The 14,890-nt window shown below is 68.5% G+C and carries 16 protein-coding genes and 5 pseudogenes; 9 read left to right on the forward strand and 12 right to left on the reverse strand.

Features of this window, described 5'->3' with window-relative positions; all coding sequences use genetic code 11:
- Positions 1 to 267: helix-turn-helix domain-containing protein (locus AQJ27_RS36495; protein WP_159064468.1), on the reverse strand; the 267-nt coding region annotated here is incomplete at its 3' end.
- 158 nt (positions 268 to 425) lie between these two features.
- Between AQJ27_RS36495 and AQJ27_RS36500 the strand changes: the two genes are divergently transcribed.
- A complete protein-coding gene (locus AQJ27_RS36500; RefSeq protein WP_067378353.1) occupies positions 426 to 1,562 on the forward strand; it encodes an FAD-dependent oxidoreductase in 1,137 nt (378 codons plus the stop codon).
- Between the two features lie 171 nt (positions 1,563 to 1,733).
- Here AQJ27_RS36500 and AQJ27_RS36505 read toward each other — a convergent pair whose 3' ends face one another.
- Positions 1,734 to 2,390: a maleylpyruvate isomerase N-terminal domain-containing protein gene (locus AQJ27_RS36505; RefSeq protein ID WP_067378562.1), complete on the reverse strand. Its 657-nt coding sequence runs from the start codon at positions 2,388 to 2,390 to the stop codon at positions 1,734 to 1,736.
- Between the two features lie 223 nt (positions 2,391 to 2,613).
- Positions 2,614 to 3,909, reverse strand: a complete 1,296-nt coding sequence (locus AQJ27_RS36510) for a bifunctional pirin family protein/GNAT family N-acetyltransferase (protein ID WP_067378356.1) — start codon at positions 3,907 to 3,909, stop codon at positions 2,614 to 2,616.
- Positions 3,910 to 3,986: 77 nt separating this feature from the next.
- Between AQJ27_RS36510 and AQJ27_RS36515 the strand changes: the two genes are divergently transcribed.
- The 3 genes and pseudogenes from AQJ27_RS36515 to AQJ27_RS60560 all read left to right on the forward strand — a co-directional run bounded on the left by AQJ27_RS36515 (position 3,987) and on the right by AQJ27_RS60560 (position 6,044).
- Complete coding sequence (locus AQJ27_RS36515) at positions 3,987 to 4,469, forward strand: carboxymuconolactone decarboxylase family protein (protein WP_067378360.1); 483 nt, start codon at positions 3,987 to 3,989, stop codon at positions 4,467 to 4,469.
- A gap of 288 nt (positions 4,470 to 4,757) precedes the next feature.
- Complete coding sequence (locus tag AQJ27_RS60555) at positions 4,758 to 5,525, forward strand: acyl-CoA reductase (RefSeq protein WP_341866128.1); 768 nt, start codon at positions 4,758 to 4,760, stop codon at positions 5,523 to 5,525.
- A 64-nt stretch (positions 5,526 to 5,589) separates the two neighbouring features.
- A pseudogene (locus AQJ27_RS60560) lies at positions 5,590 to 6,044 on the forward strand (aldo/keto reductase).
- An 85-nt stretch (positions 6,045 to 6,129) separates the two neighbouring features.
- Here the strand turns inward: AQJ27_RS60560 and AQJ27_RS57520 are convergent.
- A complete protein-coding gene (locus tag AQJ27_RS57520) occupies positions 6,130 to 6,303 on the reverse strand; it encodes a hypothetical protein (protein WP_165853907.1) in 174 nt (57 codons plus the stop codon).
- Between the two features lie 154 nt (positions 6,304 to 6,457).
- On the opposite strand from AQJ27_RS57520, the pseudogene AQJ27_RS59100 reads away from it, so the two are divergent.
- Both AQJ27_RS59100 and AQJ27_RS36535 read left to right on the forward strand, forming a co-directional pair.
- Positions 6,458 to 6,769: pseudogene (locus AQJ27_RS59100) on the forward strand (transposase family protein); the annotation flags it as partial.
- Positions 6,770 to 6,832: 63 nt separating this feature from the next.
- Positions 6,833 to 7,375: a hypothetical protein gene (locus tag AQJ27_RS36535; RefSeq protein ID WP_159064469.1), complete on the forward strand. Its 543-nt coding sequence runs from the start codon at positions 6,833 to 6,835 to the stop codon at positions 7,373 to 7,375.
- Positions 7,376 to 7,425: 50 nt separating this feature from the next.
- On the opposite strand, the pseudogene AQJ27_RS36540 reads toward AQJ27_RS36535, so the two are convergent.
- A pseudogene (locus AQJ27_RS36540) lies at positions 7,426 to 8,054 on the reverse strand (flavodoxin family protein).
- A 150-nt stretch (positions 8,055 to 8,204) separates the two neighbouring features.
- On the opposite strand from AQJ27_RS36540, the gene AQJ27_RS36545 reads away from it, so the two are divergent.
- The 3 genes and pseudogenes from AQJ27_RS36545 to AQJ27_RS59105 form a co-directional block, all read left to right on the forward strand.
- Complete coding sequence (locus AQJ27_RS36545; RefSeq protein ID WP_037650588.1) at positions 8,205 to 8,366, forward strand: hypothetical protein; 162 nt, start codon at positions 8,205 to 8,207, stop codon at positions 8,364 to 8,366.
- 271 nt (positions 8,367 to 8,637) lie between these two features.
- Positions 8,638 to 9,009: a ribosome maturation factor RimM gene (locus AQJ27_RS36550; protein WP_067378371.1), complete on the forward strand. Its 372-nt coding sequence runs from the start codon at positions 8,638 to 8,640 to the stop codon at positions 9,007 to 9,009.
- Positions 9,010 to 9,697: 688 nt separating this feature from the next.
- A pseudogene (locus AQJ27_RS59105) lies at positions 9,698 to 9,958 on the forward strand (NAD(P)/FAD-dependent oxidoreductase); the annotation flags it as partial.
- A 56-nt stretch (positions 9,959 to 10,014) separates the two neighbouring features.
- On the opposite strand, the gene AQJ27_RS36555 reads toward AQJ27_RS59105, so the two are convergent.
- From AQJ27_RS36555 to AQJ27_RS36580, 7 genes and pseudogenes are all read right to left on the reverse strand, one after another.
- Positions 10,015 to 11,001: a YihY/virulence factor BrkB family protein gene (locus AQJ27_RS36555; RefSeq protein WP_079065500.1), complete on the reverse strand. Its 987-nt coding sequence runs from the start codon at positions 10,999 to 11,001 to the stop codon at positions 10,015 to 10,017.
- 64 nt (positions 11,002 to 11,065) lie between these two features.
- Entirely contained in the window at positions 11,066 to 12,814 is a 1,749-nt protein-coding gene (locus AQJ27_RS36560; RefSeq protein ID WP_067378377.1) for a complex I subunit 5 family protein, read from the reverse strand.
- Positions 12,814 to 13,161, reverse strand: coding sequence for a sodium:proton antiporter (locus tag AQJ27_RS36565; protein WP_054230503.1), 348 nt, complete (start codon positions 13,159 to 13,161; stop codon positions 12,814 to 12,816). Before AQJ27_RS36565 ends, AQJ27_RS36560 begins: the two co-directional genes overlap by 1 nt.
- Positions 13,161 to 13,898, reverse strand: coding sequence for an MnhB domain-containing protein (locus AQJ27_RS36570; RefSeq protein ID WP_067378379.1), 738 nt, complete (start codon positions 13,896 to 13,898; stop codon positions 13,161 to 13,163). Before AQJ27_RS36570 ends, AQJ27_RS36565 begins: the two co-directional genes overlap by 1 nt.
- A pseudogene (locus tag AQJ27_RS52920) lies at positions 13,897 to 14,154 on the reverse strand (Na(+)/H(+) antiporter subunit B); the annotation flags it as partial. The gene AQJ27_RS36570 and the pseudogene AQJ27_RS52920, both read right to left, overlap by 2 nt.
- A complete protein-coding gene (locus tag AQJ27_RS36575; protein ID WP_067378381.1) occupies positions 14,147 to 14,599 on the reverse strand; it encodes a monovalent cation/H+ antiporter complex subunit F in 453 nt (150 codons plus the stop codon). The pseudogene AQJ27_RS52920 and the gene AQJ27_RS36575, both read right to left, overlap by 8 nt.
- Positions 14,596 to 14,778, reverse strand: a complete 183-nt coding sequence (locus AQJ27_RS36580; protein WP_067378383.1) for a hypothetical protein — start codon at positions 14,776 to 14,778, stop codon at positions 14,596 to 14,598. The genes AQJ27_RS36575 and AQJ27_RS36580 overlap by 4 nt, the downstream gene beginning before the upstream one ends.
- Between the last annotated feature and the right edge of the window lie 112 nt (positions 14,779 to 14,890).

Consider the following 14,890-nt stretch of genomic DNA (forward strand, 5'->3'; position numbering starts at 1 on the left):
ACCGGTGGTGTCCGTGGTGTCGGTGTCCGTGGTGCTGGCGGTCACGGTGGTGGTGATGACGGCGTCGGTGGCGGCGTTGAGGAGTTCGTCCTTGCCCGTGACGTGCCAGTAGATCGCGCCGGGTCCGGTGGCGAGGCGCTCGGCCAGTGCGCGGAAGGTGAGTGCGCCCTCGCCCGCGGTGTCGAGAAGTCCGATCGCGGCCTCGACGATGCTCCGGCGGGAGAGTGGTTCCTCTCGTCGTTGCGGACGGCGTGTCCTGGTTGCCATGCGTACATCCTGACACATGCCTGGAACACTGTTCCAGCTTGACATCTCTGGAACGTCGTTCCAGGGTGTGTTGGAACAGCGTTCCAGGGAGGGTCTGCGGGCTTCCCGTCCGGCGGGCTGCGACAGGCAAGGAACCACGATGAAGGCAAGGAACCACCATGACCACTGACGTCACGATCATCGGCGCCGGGCTCGGAGGACTGACCCTCGCCCGCGTCCTCCACGTCCACGGCATCCGCGCGACGATCTACGAGGCCGAGACCTCACCGACCGCCCGCACACAGGGCGGCATGCTCGACATCCACGAGTACAACGGGCAGCTCGCCCTCGACGCGGCCGACCTCCTCGATGAGTTTCGCGGCCTCATCCACAAGGGCGGTGAGGCGTCACGGGTCCTCGACCGGAACGGAACCGTGCTCCTCGACGAACCCGACAATGGCACCGGCGGGCGTCCGGAGCTCCACCGCGGCGCCCTACGGCAGATTCTGCTCGACTCACTGCCTGCCGACACGATCAAGTGGGGGCACAAGGCCACCGCGGTCCGGCCTCTCGGGGGAGGGCGGCACGAAGTGACGTTCGCGGACGGGCCGACGGTGGAGACCGGCCTCCTGGTCGGCGCGGACGGGGCGTGGTCGCGGATCCGTCCGCTGCTGTCCGACGCCACACCCGAGTACGTCGGCATATCCTTCATCGAGACGTACCTGTTCGACGGCGACACCCGCCACCCGGCCAGCGCACAAGCGGTCGGCGGCGGCGCGCTCTTCGCACTCGCACCCGGGAAGGGGATCCTCGCCCACCGGGAGCCCGGCGGCGTCCTGCATACCTACGTGGCGCTCAACAAGCCCCAGGAGTGGATCTCCGCCATCGACTTCACCGACGCGGGCGCGGCTACGGCCCGGGTCGCGGAGGAGTTCGACGGCTGGGCCCCGGAACTCACCGCGTTGATCACCGACGGCGAGACCGCACCGGTTCCGCGGGCCGTCAACGCCCTGCCGATCGCACACCGGTGGGACCGCGTGCCCGGCGTGACGCTGCTCGGCGACGCCGCCCATCTGATGTCACCTTTCGCCGGCGAGGGCGCGAACCTCGCCATGTTCGACGGCGCCGAACTCGGCAAGGCCATCGCTGCTCACCCGGACAACATCGAGGCCGCGCTCATCACGTACGAGGAAGCCCTCTTCCCACGGAGCGCCGCTGCCGCCACCGAGGCTGCCCAAAACCACGAGCTGTGCTTCGACGACAACGCCCCACACAGCCTCATCGGCCTCTTCACCAACTACGAGCACGCCGACTGAACTTCGGCCGCTCCAGCGGTCCTGCGGCAGGCGGGGCTTGCGGGCCGCCAAGGTCGAGGAGCGTCGGCCGACCCGAGCACGGCGAAGCTCTTACCCAGCGAAGCCGCGGAGTCATGGGCCGTGCGGGCAGCCCGGTTCTGCCCACGCCGAAGGGTCCGTTCAGCCAGACGATCATCCGATGACGAGCGGGAGTTTCGCGGCCAAGTCGTCCAGTTCGGCCTTCTCCGCCTCGGTCGGGGCACGCCGTCCGGTGCCGACCAGCAGCGCGTCCTTGTCGGACAGCGACGCGGGGAACGTGGCCCGGGCGATCTTCTCCAGCATCTCGCGTGACCGGGCAAGTCCCTCCGCGGGCGGTCCCGCCATGTCCGGGAGGTGCGCGACCAGGTCGAGGTGGTGCAGCGTCCACTCCAGGACGTACGCGGAGAGGTAGTCGCCCGCGGTGAGGACCTCGTCGCGGGTGCTGACCCGGAGGCCCGGGTCGGCGAGTTCGGCGGCGCGACCTGCGGCGGAGCCGACGTCGTCCAAGTGGAACTTGAGCAGCCGCGGCTCCTCGTACGCGGCGGCCAGGCGGACGGTCAGTGCGTCGAGCGGGTCGTCACCGGTCGGCGGTGTTTCGGCGACGTCCCAGTACGTCACCGCGTCGCGCGTAGGTTCCGTTTCGGCGGGGGTGACAAGGGTGATCAGGACATCCTGTGCGTCGATGATCAGGTGGCACACCAGGTCTCGTACGAGCCAACCGGTACAGCCGGACGGCTGCGTGAAATCCTCGTCCGGGAGTTGGGCGACCGCCGTGCGCAACGCTGTCCAGGAGAGTGAGAAGAGATCCACCCCGGCAAGGTAGTGCGGTGCCGGAACGGCGGACAAGCACATTCGGGTCCGCCTGGGCGGCGCGGATGGTGCGCGGCGGACGCTGACCATCGCGCGAAGGGGGCGGTCTCCGCCCCCGGCCTCGCACCGGCGCCTGCGCGGCGGTGGGTCGGCCGGGGAGCGGTGGCTCGTCGAAAGCGGTGCTGGTGACGTTTCCCGTCCAAGGCACCGCTGGTGGCGTGGGTCAGCCCAGTTCCGTGTCCAGCCACGCCAGGACCTCGGGGGTCACAGGATCGGTGATGTCGGCGAACTCGTCGTGCTTCTTCAGGAACTTCGCGACGTAGGGGCACACGGGCACTATCCGCATACCGAGGTCGCGCACGTCGGTGAGCGCGTACTCGACCAACTGCGAGGCCAGGCCCTGCCCGGCGAAGGCGTCATCGACTTCTGTGTGGAAGAAGACGCGCTGTTCACCGCGGTCGCGGTAGGCGGTGAGGCCGGCGCGCTTGCCGTCGACCAGGATCTCGTAGCGATGCCTGGCGTCGTTCCGCTCGACGGTCGGAGCGGCGGGAGACTCGGTCATGAGGTGCCCTTCAGGTGCGGGTGCGGGTGCGGGTGCGGGTCGGCGACGCGGCGGGTTGCCGCGTGGCGAGATGGTGGCATGCGGAAGAACGGGAGCGGGAAGACGGTCCCCCGGGTACCCCTCGACGGTGCCGAAGCGATCGGAGGCGTTCGCCCAGTCCTCCCGGGCGCGGACGATGTCCTCGTGGCTACGGCCGATGAAGTTCCACCACATGACGATCTGCTCTTCGAACGGGGTTCCGCCGAGCAGTACGGTGCGAGCCGGGTCGTCCGACTCGTTCACCAACGTCAGAGATGCGGTTCCGGTCTGGACATAGCCCAGCTCCGCCGGACGCAGCAAGGTGCCGGCCAAGCGGACGTCCCCGTGGTCGACCAGCAGCCCGTGCTCGAAGCCGGGGTCCACGGCGAACGTGACGGTCGCGCGCGGCTCAAGGACGATCTCCGCGCCGAGCAGGGGAGTAAAGGTGGGCACCGGGGACTCCTGACCGGCGAGGGAGCCCAGGAAGACCCTGATCTCGGCCCCTTCGATCCGCAGGGGCTCGGGGACGTAGTGCTGGAAGTCCCGCTCGGCGCGCCGGTGTTCCTCGGGCAGCGCCACCCACAGCTGGACGCCGTGCAGGACCGTGGTGCGCGGGGTGGACACCTCCGAGTGGCTGATGCCGAGCCCGCCCGTCATGAGGTTCAACTCGCCGGGCCGTACGTACGCGTGGCTGCCGAGGCTGTCGCGGTGCTCGATCTCCCCGCTGAACAGCCAGCTCACCGTCTGCAGTCCGGTGTGCGGATGCGGGGCGACGTCCATGCCGCCCGTCTCGGCGATGTCGTCGGGACCGTAGTGGTCGGCGAAGCACCATGCTCCGATCAGGGTCCGCGCGCGCTGCGGCAGCGTGCGCCGCACGGTCATCGCGCGCGGGCCGCCCAGGGGTACGTCACGTGGGGAGAGAACGTCGACATCGCTCACCGGGGACCGCCTTCCGTCACCATGATAGTTTCAGATTCAACAATGATACTCGCAGCATAGTAGGACGGAGTCCGGGGTTGAGCAGCCACGCGACAGGAACCGCGACGCAGCGGATCTTCATCGACAAGCAGAGCCCGAAGGCCTACCACGCACTGGTCCAGACGTCGGAAGCGGTGCGCGCGACTGCCGCCGACGCGAGGCTCGACCGGACGGTGGTGGAGCTGATCAACCTCCGGGTGTCGCAGATCAACGGCTGCGCCTACTGCCTCAACGTGCACACTCGGGCCGCCCTGCGTGCGGGCGAGACGGCGCAGCGGCTCGGAGTGCTGGCCGCCTGGCGGGACACCGAGCTGTTCACTCCCGCGGAACGCGCGGCCCTCGCACTGGCCGAGGCGACGACCGAGCCGGTCGACGCCACCGCGCAGGAAACCGCCTGGGCGGGTGCCCGTGACGTCCTCACCGACGACCAGATCTCCGCGGTGATCTGGGTGGCGATCACCATCAACGCGTTCAACCGGGTCTCGATCATGAGCAAGCACCCGGTGCGTACGGAGAGCTGATCCCGCCGGGGGAGCGGGGCGGCTGTCCGGGCGTGGTTCGGGCACGGAACGGGCGCGGACCGGGCGGGGTCGTCGAGGTCCCGTTGATCCAGCGTGAGCAGCGGACGGCCTCCTCTCCGATGACGACCGGACGGCGTCGCTGTCGCCGGATTCACCGAAGCCCTGCGGCGGGAGGTCATGCAGAAGCGCGTCCGGGTGAGCGTGGCCGAGCCCGGCACGGTGGGCACCGAGTTGAGCACGCACCTCCGCGACGGTGTAGGGCGAGCGATCGAGAGCCGGATCGAGGGCATGGAACTGCTGCGCCCCGAGGACATTGCCGACGCGGTCTCCTACATCGTCACCCGGGACCGTCGCGTCGGGTGGCTGTCGACGAGATCCTCGTGCGCCCCGCCGAGCAGACCTGGTGACGGGGCGGAGGCGCGGTTCGGCCGACCGGCCCTTCATCACGGCGGCCGTGCTGCGCACCATGGCGTACATCGCCCCGGACCACCCCGTGCTGCGGTCGATGTCCGCGGTGTACTGGCGGGGCGGCGACAAACAGGTCGAGGGGGTGCTGTACCGCTCCCAGTACTTCGACAAACTGGTTGCGCGGTACGTCGGGTCGGGCTTCCGCTTCTGCGCCCTGCTGTACGAACGGCTCGGCGTGCGGCGGGAGTTCGCCTCCGAGATCGGGCCCAAAACGCCGAGCGAGGTCCGCGAGGCCGTCGACGTGCTGCGCTTCCTCGAACCGGAGTACCGGGTCTGGGCGATTACGGCGGGCGCGGACTGGTCGTCCGCTCACCCGAACCGGTCGACTTCCACCCCACGCACAAGACGGTCAACGTCGTGCCCGTCGACTCGCTGCTCGACGCTGCCGCCTCTGCCACCGTGGCCACCCAGACCGTGGGTGTGTACCCCGGGCACCGCAAGGTCGCGCTGTGCGATCGGCTGGCCGGCGCGGGTGTCCAGCGAGTGGTGAATCTGGGCAGCGCCCTCAGCGGCAGCATCGGCGGTCCGTACGACGCGATGTATCCCCTGCACCGGTTCGTCAGCTGGGTGGTCGACGACGATGCCTGACTCCATGCGGTCGCGCCTGCTCGGCCGGTCGGGCCTGCGCGTCAGCGAACTGTGCATGGGCACGATGACGTTCGGCACCGAGGGGGGATTCGGGGCCGAGGATGTGTCCTGCCGGGAGATCTACGCCGCCTTCCGCGTGGCGGGCGGCATCTTCCTCGACACCGCCGACGTCTACCACGACGGCGCGAGCGAACGCATCGTCGGTCGTCTCGTGTCGGCCGAACGCGATGCGGTCGTCCTCGGTGCGAAGTGCACCCTGCCGACCGACAGGAACGACCCGAACTCCGCGGCAGCCATCACAAGAGCCTGCGCCGCAGCGTCGAGGAAAGCCTGCGCCGGCTGGTCACCGACCGCGTCGACCTGCTGTGCGTGCACGCCTGGGACGAGTACACCGCCGCCGAGGAGACCCTGCGGGCGCTCGACGGTTCGGCCTTCTGGCGACTTGGGATGCGAAACCTCGCGCCCGGACGGGAGTCCCGGGGCCGCCGTGCCGGGACAAGATCCTCAAGGCTGCGGTGACCCTGTTCACACAGATCTTACCTTGTCGTTTCCTTATCAACGCTTCAGTGCCAGGCGACCACGGTGACTCAATATCATGACATTTTCAGTGCTTGAGGGAGTCCTTGGTCCTCTCTTTCGCGCCCCGCATCATGCCCCGAGCTTCGAGGGCGGCGCCCTTTGCTGCGAGGACATCCTTGTGCGCCGCGTGGGCCGCCTTTCGCACGGTCTTTCCGATAACCTGTTCGGCTTTTGCCTTGGCTTTCTCTCCAGCACTCATCTCAGTACCTCCGCGCTCATTGTCCGAGTGCCCTTGAGGCAGGGGCGAAACCCTGAGCAGGCGGTGTTTTATGCGCCGCGCCCTACGGGGTGATCACTCCGTCCCGAAGCAGAGAGAAACTCACCGCCGGTGCCTCATGGCGGTGCTTTGCGGTCTGGAGCCCTTGATCGGCGGCATTCCGCCCATCCGGTCCCGCTGCGGACCACGCCGCTGGCGGCCTGCCAAGCTTCACGGCGACAAGGGGCACGACTGCGGCCATCTGCGGCGATGACTCCGAGCGCGTGGAATCATGCAGCGCAGCGCCCGCAAAGGAATCGAGTCTTCGCAACGAGTGGGCCGGCATCGCCGGGTCGTGGAGCGGGCAGTGTCCTGGCTGACGGGATGTCGCCGCCTGCGCCGACGCTGCGAACGCAAGCATGAGTACTTCCTCGGCTTCGTCGGTATCGCTGCCATCCTCATCTGCTAGCGGCATCTGTCATCGGTGCCTTACCGCGGCCTGATCGGCGACGGCACCGATACCCTCGGCCGCGTGATCGATGAAGCAACCCAGTGGCGTCGGTTCGCCGCGCTCCTACCACCCGCTCACGCCGCGGAAATTGTGGACTGCTGGGACATCGGGGAGCAGGAGGCCGGACTCGACAGGCTCGTTGCCGGCCTTCTGGAGCATCAGGTGCCCATCAGTGAGAACGTGCGGGCCGAGATCGCTGTGGCGGCCGAGGTCTGGGGTATGTGGACTGCACTCGCTCCCGGCCTCGCCCGATGCCTCGGCGACCACCACGACGATCCCAGGCTGAGGCTGATTGAGCATGCCGACACCGTCCCGTTGCCCGGATCCTCTGTCGGGACCGACACGGCACTGGCTGATTTCCTGGTTGTCCCGTGGATTGCCTGTACGCGTTGTGGCCAGGTGCTCGCACGTGCGCACGCCCAAGAGCCATGGGGTGACCTGTCCTACCTTGCAAGGCACTATGTGCTGTTCGTCCCTGGGCGGAGCACGTCGACAGGACTGTTCGCTCCCGACTCGGCATGGGACGCCTTGACGGAGCTGCGCATGTCCTGCGTCCATGCGTAGGAACCCGTCTCGGGAGCCAATCGACCATCAGGAACGGCGTAGCAAACCGTCTAAACCGACAGATAATGACTGTCCTTGAGCCGTCGGGCGAGGTGGGCGGTGTTCGCGGCCAGGGTCTTGGTGGCGCCGATGATGGCCTCCGGGGTCTTGTCGAGATCCTGGTAGTCGGTGCCCTGCATGGCTCCGCCGACCCAGTAGGTGACGGCGTTCGGGGCGAGGGAGAACCCGACGTCGTTGAGGCCTTGGAAGAGGTCGGCGCTGACCTTGTGAGCACCGTCCTAGTTGCTGACCACGCAGACCGCAGCGGCCTTCCCGTAGGTGAGCATGCGGCCTTCGTCGTCAGCTCGGAGATCTCCGCGGTCAGGCGCTCCAGGACTCGCTGGGCGATGCTGGAGGCGTGGCCCAGCCAGATCGGCGTCGACAGGATGAGGATGTCGGCGTCCATGATCGTGTCCCGGATCCCGGGCCACGCATCGCCGTCACCCATATCGGTCTTCACCCCGGGCCGTACGTCGTGGTCGGAGATCCGGATGGTCTAGCCGGTGACTCCGTGCTCGGCGAGGGCGGCAATGGTCTGCTCGGCCAGCAGCGGGGAGCTGGACGCGGCAGAGGAGGGCGAGAGGGTGCAGGCGAGGGCGAGGGCGACGGCGCGGAGCGGAGTGGTTCCTGTGATGGCCATGCGCCCCCGGCTGCCCACGCGCTTCACCTGTATCCCCTATTTCGGCGGATCATGGACTGACCGGGTGTTTCGCGACAGGTATTCAGGTGGTTTGTAAATCCGTAGGTGTGGGCGGGTACGGCTGGGGCACACGGATTTTCGGAGGTAATAATGGTTCCCCTGCTTCTCGTTCTGCTGCTGGCTCTGATTCTTTTCGGAGCGGGTTTCGCGTTGAAGATCCTTTGGTGGGTCGCGATCGTCGTGCTGGTCCTGTGGCTGATCGGCTTCGTCGCCCGGCCCAAGGGCGGTAGTGGCCGCTGGTACCGCTGGTAGCGGTGTGGGCTTCGGCTGAACTCAGAAAAGACATGGCGGTGGCCGTTCCCCTCTCCGGAGGGGGCCACTACGCCCATGCCGACGTTTACGTTGACCTCCGCCGTTCGACGGCCTCCCGCTTCTTTGTCTCCTGACTTGGACGAATGAAGCGCCGGGTCCGGAGCAATCGGATTTCGGGCGGAAGGTAGAGCTACCCCGTGGGGTATGCAAATAAGGAAGGGCGGCAGGGTTTCCCTCGCTGCACTCTGTTTACCGGAGGAGTTGTTTTCGCGTGACTGAGCATGTGTGGAGTTACAAGTCGACCTCGGGCCATCTGGCCGGCGGCGATCTGACCGGCTACAAGGTCGAGGCGATCGACGGCGACATCGGCAAGGTCGACAAGCACTCCGACGAGGTCGGTGACGCCTACCTGGTCGTGGACACCGGGGTCTGGATCTTCGGCAAGGAGGTTCTCCTCCCGGCGAGCACCGTAATCCAGATCGACTTGGAGAAGAAGAAGATCTTCGTCGACCGGTCCAAGGAGCAGATCAAGAACGCCCCTGAGTTCCACCGGGACAAGCACCTCGGCGACGCCGGATACCGCGAGGAACTGGGTGCCTACTATCGCCCGGTCACCCCCGCAGGTGGCCAGCCCATCGTCTGACTTTTGTGTGTGAGTGGGCCCGAACTCGACGAGTTCGGGCCCACTCACGTGCTCCGTGACGCCAGCACAGGGCAGCAGCACATACACGAGCATCCGGCCCCCTGGCGTCTGCGCCGTTGCTCCCCGTTCATGTCTTCCCGCTGGAACAGGCTGGGGTAAGTGCCTTGAAGGGGATGCTGCTCCTTTCCGTGCACGAAGCTCCTGTCACCACGGCCGCATGTCCTGCCGGGTCGGCTCCGCATCGCCGAGGCGATCGGCGCCATCCCGATCAACACGGCCGAGCAGGATCCGACCGACTCGTCAACGAAGCCGCCTTCGGTCTGGGCCTGCCCGACGACCGGCTGGCACCTGGGGCCTTCGGCCGCTGACCACGCGCCGGAGCGAAGGCGGGCGCACCACGCGTCGCGCGAGAACCGCGATGCGAGGCGGTAGACGCCCGGTCCACGGGACCGTAGGACATGGTGGATGCCTCCGAACGACTGCACCTCGGGCCACGGGCTACGAGCGGTGGGACAGCGCTCACCAGATACCTGGAGCACGCGCTGAGCCAGCACAAGCGCACCCGGCCCACCTCTCCCTCGCAGGCCCCTGGGGAAAGCGGTGGCCCCGAGGACCGTAGACAAGCGGAGGAAGCAGTGCTGCCCTCCACGCAGGCCGACGACGACGCCGACAGCAACCCGACACCGAACAGCGCCATGGATTCCGGGTGCCCGTCGGCTGCGCCGGCGCCCTGACGGCGGCGCTCGTGAGCCGCCTCCAGCGCCACGGGGGCAGCGTGCGATGCGGCGAGCTCCATGTGGCCGACGGTGTCGACGGCCGGACCCGGTTCGCCTCCCCACCTCGTGGGCGAAGAACACCTGCCGGGCCGCCTCCTGCGCGACCTGAAGCGCTTCCAGTGGGACTTCGCGACTTTCATGTCGCATGAGTGCTGACGGGCCCGGTGCCGTGGGCTGAGAGCGCGTAGCCCCCACGCGTGCTCGGCTGCCTTCTCGGTCGCGAGCGGCGTCACTCCATACGGCGGTGGTCTTCCTTGCTCCAGGCGCGGGTGTCACGGGGCGGGAGGTATGGCTCTTCACCCTTCGGGAGTCCGCCGATGACGGCACGCTGGCGGGCCAGTTCCGCGTCGAATTCGAGGCCGAGCAGGACCGCGATATTGCTGAACCACAGCCACATCAGGAAAACAATCACGCCGGCGAGCGTGCCGTACGTCTTGTTGTACGACGCGAAGTGAGCCACGTAGAACGCGAACCCCGCCGAGGTGATCATCCAGACCAGCAGGGCCAGCACACTGCCCGGAGTGACCCAACGGAAGCCACGGCCCTTCACGTTCGGCGCCGCCCAGTACAGGATCGCGATCATGACCATGACCAGGATGACCAGCCCCGGCCACTTCGCGATCGACCACACCTTCAGCGTGGCGTCCCCGATTCCGAGCGCCGCACCGGCCGCGCGGGCCACGCCGCCGGTGAACACCACGATCAGTGCGCTGATCACCGTCAGGACCAGCAGCACCACCGTGACACCGACCCGGATCGGCAGCACCTTCCACACGGGGCGACCCTCGGGCATGTCGTACACCACGTTGGCACTGCGGATGAACGCCGCGATGTAACCGGAGGCCGACCAAACCGCCAGCACGATGCCGACCACGGCCACGATCGAGCCGAGGCCGCCGGGCGCCTGAAGCTGCCGTACCGCGTCGCTGATGATGTCCCGGGCCGAACTCGGCGCCAGTTTCTCGATGTTGTCCAGGACTCGCTGGGTCGCCGACCTGCCGGCGATGCCGAGCAGTGAGACCAGGACCACGAGTGCCGGGAGCAGCGACAGGACCCCGTAGTAGGTCAAGGCGGCGGCACGGTCGGCGAGTTCGTCGTTCTGGAATTCCCTGATCGTGCCCTTGAGTACCGCCCACCAGGACCGCTTGGGCAGTTTGGTGGGCTTGTCCGGCCTAGGGCGCTCGACCTGCTGTCCGGGTTCCGATGTCCGTGCCATACCACTGGGGTATCCCGGCCCGGCTCGATCATGCGTCGGCGTCGCCTCTGTCACCCTGGTCCGCTCAGCCGTTCAGGATGCCCGGCAGGGCCCGCGCCGCAAGCAGCGTCGTGCCCACCAGCATCCACGCCACGTAGTCGCCGATGTGGCCGGACTGCAGGCGTCGTAGCGGAGCCATCCATGACGGTTCGCCGAGCGGCTTGGAGCGGGTCACGGCGAGCGTGGCCAGGCCGAGGGCCAGTAGGGTCGAGGTGAGACCGAGGAGCAGTCGGCCACGGGTCCAGTGCAGCGACGGGGCGGCCCCGCCGGACATGGCGTGCCCGACCGCGGCGGCGAAGCCGGGTACCGCGCCCACGGCGAGGGACGCGACGAGCAGCACGGCGGGAACCGCGGTCATGGTGTCCGGCACCCGGCTCAGCCGGTGCCGAGTCTCCGGTTCCTCTCTGATGCCGGTGGTCTCGTACGACGACCCGTCGCCGGGCTGGGTGCCGAGGCCGAAGAACACTCGCGTGGCGACCCGGAGTACCGCGCCCGCGGTCACCGCCGACACGGCGACGAACAGCACGGTCAACGGACCGCCGACCGACTCCTCCAGCACCGCCTTCCCCAGGCCGATGCCGAAGGGCGGCAGACCGGCGAGGCTCAATGTGCTGACGACGTACAGTACGGCGACTCCGCGCAGCCTGCGGGCGCGCCCGTGCAGGGCGTGTTCGTCAACCGAGCCGTACCGGTCGAGGAGTACGCCGGTGCAGGCGAACAGGGCGGTTTTCACCCCCGCGTGGCCCAGGATGTACAGCGCGACCCCGTCGTCGGCCTCGGGACTGAGGCTGCCGATCCCGATGAGGAAGAGCCCCATGTGGGCGACCGTGGAGTACGCCAACAGCCTCTTGACGTGCCGCTGGTACCAGCACATGACCGCGCCGACCACGGCGGTCAGTACGCTGAGGACGACGAGGGCGCGCTCCAGGTCCGACGCCGGGATAACAGCGAGGCCGGAGAAGACCGTCCGGTAGATCCGCCAGACGCCGTAGGCGCCGAGTTCGACCATGACGCCGGACAGCAGCATGCACACGGGCGTGGGGGCGACTGCGTGCGCGTCCGGCAGCCAGAAGTGGAACGGCACGGCCGCGGCTTTCACCAGCAGACCGGTCAGGACCAGCGCGAAGGCCGTGAGGGTGAGGGCGTCGGGGCCGCCGTGCCGGTCGAGACCCTGGCCGATCTTCACCAAGGTGAGTTCGCCGGTACGCGCGTACAACAGACCGATACCCATCAATACGGCATACGCGCCAAGGGAGTTGAGGACACCAAAGGACAACGCGCCCTGTACGGCCTTCGCCTCCTCGACGCGATGACCTGTCAACGCGTACGCCACGACACTCATCAACTCGAAGAACACGAAGGCGTCGAACAGGTCCCCCGCGATCGCGAAGCCACACATGCCGCCCTGGAAGAGCAGCATCAGGGCGGGGAAGGAGCCTGCGTGGCGACGGGGCGCGTCGTCGAAGTAGTGCCAGGAGTACGCCAGAGCCGCAACGGTCAGAAGCGAGGCGACCGCGGCCATGCCGAGGCCGGGGCCGACCCCGACGAGGACGATCCCGACGCTCTCGCCGCCCACGGGGGTCCAGCCGCCCACCCATTCGGTCAGGGGTGGCGAGGCGTTGAGCAGGAGGACGATCGCGAGTCCGGCCGTCCCCGCGGCGAAGGCGCAACCCAGCGTCTCGGCGACGACACGGGGCAGGCGCTGCCCGCAGGCGACGAGGACAGTGGCTCCGAGCAGGGGGACGGCGACGAGTACCGGCAGCAGGTGGTGCATCAGCCGCGCAGCTCCGAGAGTTCGTCGGGGTCGACCGTGCCATGGCGCTTGGAGATCTGCAGAACCAGGGCGAGCAGTACGGCGGTCACCGTCGCCCCTACGACCACATCGGTGAGGGCGAGGGCCTGGACCACCGGGTCCACCACGGGGCGCGAGCCGGGCTTCAGGTCGGAGAAGACGGGCGCGGTGCCGCCGTCGCGATAGCCGACGGCCAGCAGCAGGACGTAGGTGGCGGACTGGCAGACCGCGAGACAGCCCACGGCGTGGATGAGATTCCGGCTGGTCGCCAGCCCGTAGCAGCCGACGAGGAATACCCAGGCGGCGACGAGATACGGCAGGACCGACATCACCTCCCGTCTCCTTTCTCGATCTCCACGGCCTGGTCCGGGAAACGGGCGAGCAGCACGACAACCGCGCAGGCGCCCTCCATGCCGATGGCCGCGTTCAGCAGCGGGACGGTGCCGCCCGACGACAGGGTGTTGAAAGTGCCATAGGGAAGGAAGTTGGCGAGGACGGCGGTGCCGGCGACGGCGCCGGCGAGGCCCAGCACGAGGTAGGCGGAGGCCGCGAGGGCGTCGCCGGCCTCGTAGGTGCCGACCGGGCGGATGCGCTCCAGCGCGCGGTAGTCGGCGCCCAGGTAGAGCAGGTGAAGGGCGGTCGCCACCACGACACCGCCCTGGAAGCCGCCGCCCGGGCTGAGCTGGCCATGCGCGATCACGTACAGGCCGGTGAGGACGGCGACGGGCAAGACGACGAGCGCGTACCGGCGTACGGGGAGCGCGACCTCCTCGGGTTCGGGTTCGGCGCGGTGTTCGTCGCGGGTCTGGCGCAGCAGGACGACGGTGCCGAGGACGGACGCGAAGAGGATGCTCATTTCGCCGAGGGTGTCGAAGGAGCGCTGGTCGAAGTTGACGGAAGCGATCGTGTTCGCGGTGTGCCGGGCGAGGGAGGCCCGCACCACCCGGTCCCCGTACGGGTGCCGGTCCCCGCCGAAGCCCGGCAGGCAGAAGCAGGCGGCGACCAGCAGGGCCGCGAGGCCCGTACCGCCGACGGCCAGGACGATCAGCCGCACCCGCCGGGTCACCTTCCTGCTCCTTCCGCCGCTGCGGCCGCCGGACTTTGCGCACGGACAGCATCAGCAGCAGGGGAGTCAGGGCGGAGCCCACAGCAAGCTGGGAGAGCGCCACGTCGGGGGCCTGGAGCACGGTGAACAGAACGGCCAGAACCGTCCCGAGCACCGCAAGCACGAGTGCCTGCCGCGAGGGATCACGAGTGGCCACGGCAGCGGTCGCGGACGCCGCGACCAGCAGCAGCGCCACGACGATCAGCGGGTCATCCACGCCGGCTCCCCGTGAAGCCGCCGGACAGGGCACGGGACGCGGTGAGGTTCCCGCCGATCAACAGGGCACCGACGACCAGGAGTTTCACCAGCGCACGGCCCGGGCCCGTGGCCACACGCACGGTGACCACGACGCCGCCACCGAACGCCGCGACCGCGTACGTGAGCCCCCTCGCCCGCGGCGGATCTTCAGCCAGATCCTCCGCGAGCAGCCGGGCGAAGACGAGGGTGCCGACCGGCCCCAACAGGGCCAGGAGCAGGGCGAGATCGACGTACGACGGCCGGTAGTAGCCCTGGGCCAGGAGCAGCAGAGTGGGGCAGGCCAGCGAGGTGGACAGGTTCTGTGCCACGACCCGGCGACGCAGCGGTTCCGTGGCGACGCCCCAGACCGTGGCCCCGCCTCCCACGGTGAGCGCGGCCGTCGCGGTGAGGGTCCAGCCGTTCACCACCTGCTCACCGCCCGCCGTGCACCCCACGCCGCGACCGCCGCGACGAGCGCGGCGGAGGTGCCTACGACGAGTTCCATGGGGGTCACCGCACTGATGAAGACCAGCCACAGCAGGGTGAGAACGGCCCACCATGCCAGGATCTCGCCCGCGTCGAGGAGCGTCGTACGCCGGTTCACATAGCACCTCCACCGACGAGACCGCGCATGACTTGATCACACGGTCGGTCGCCGCAGAGGCTGATCAGACGAGAGATGTGCATCTGCGAGACGTCGCTGCAAGGCGATGCCG

The sequence above is a fragment of the Streptomyces olivochromogenes genome (genome assembly GCF_001514115.1).
GTDB lineage: Bacteria > Actinomycetota > Actinomycetes > Streptomycetales > Streptomycetaceae > Streptomyces > Streptomyces olivochromogenes.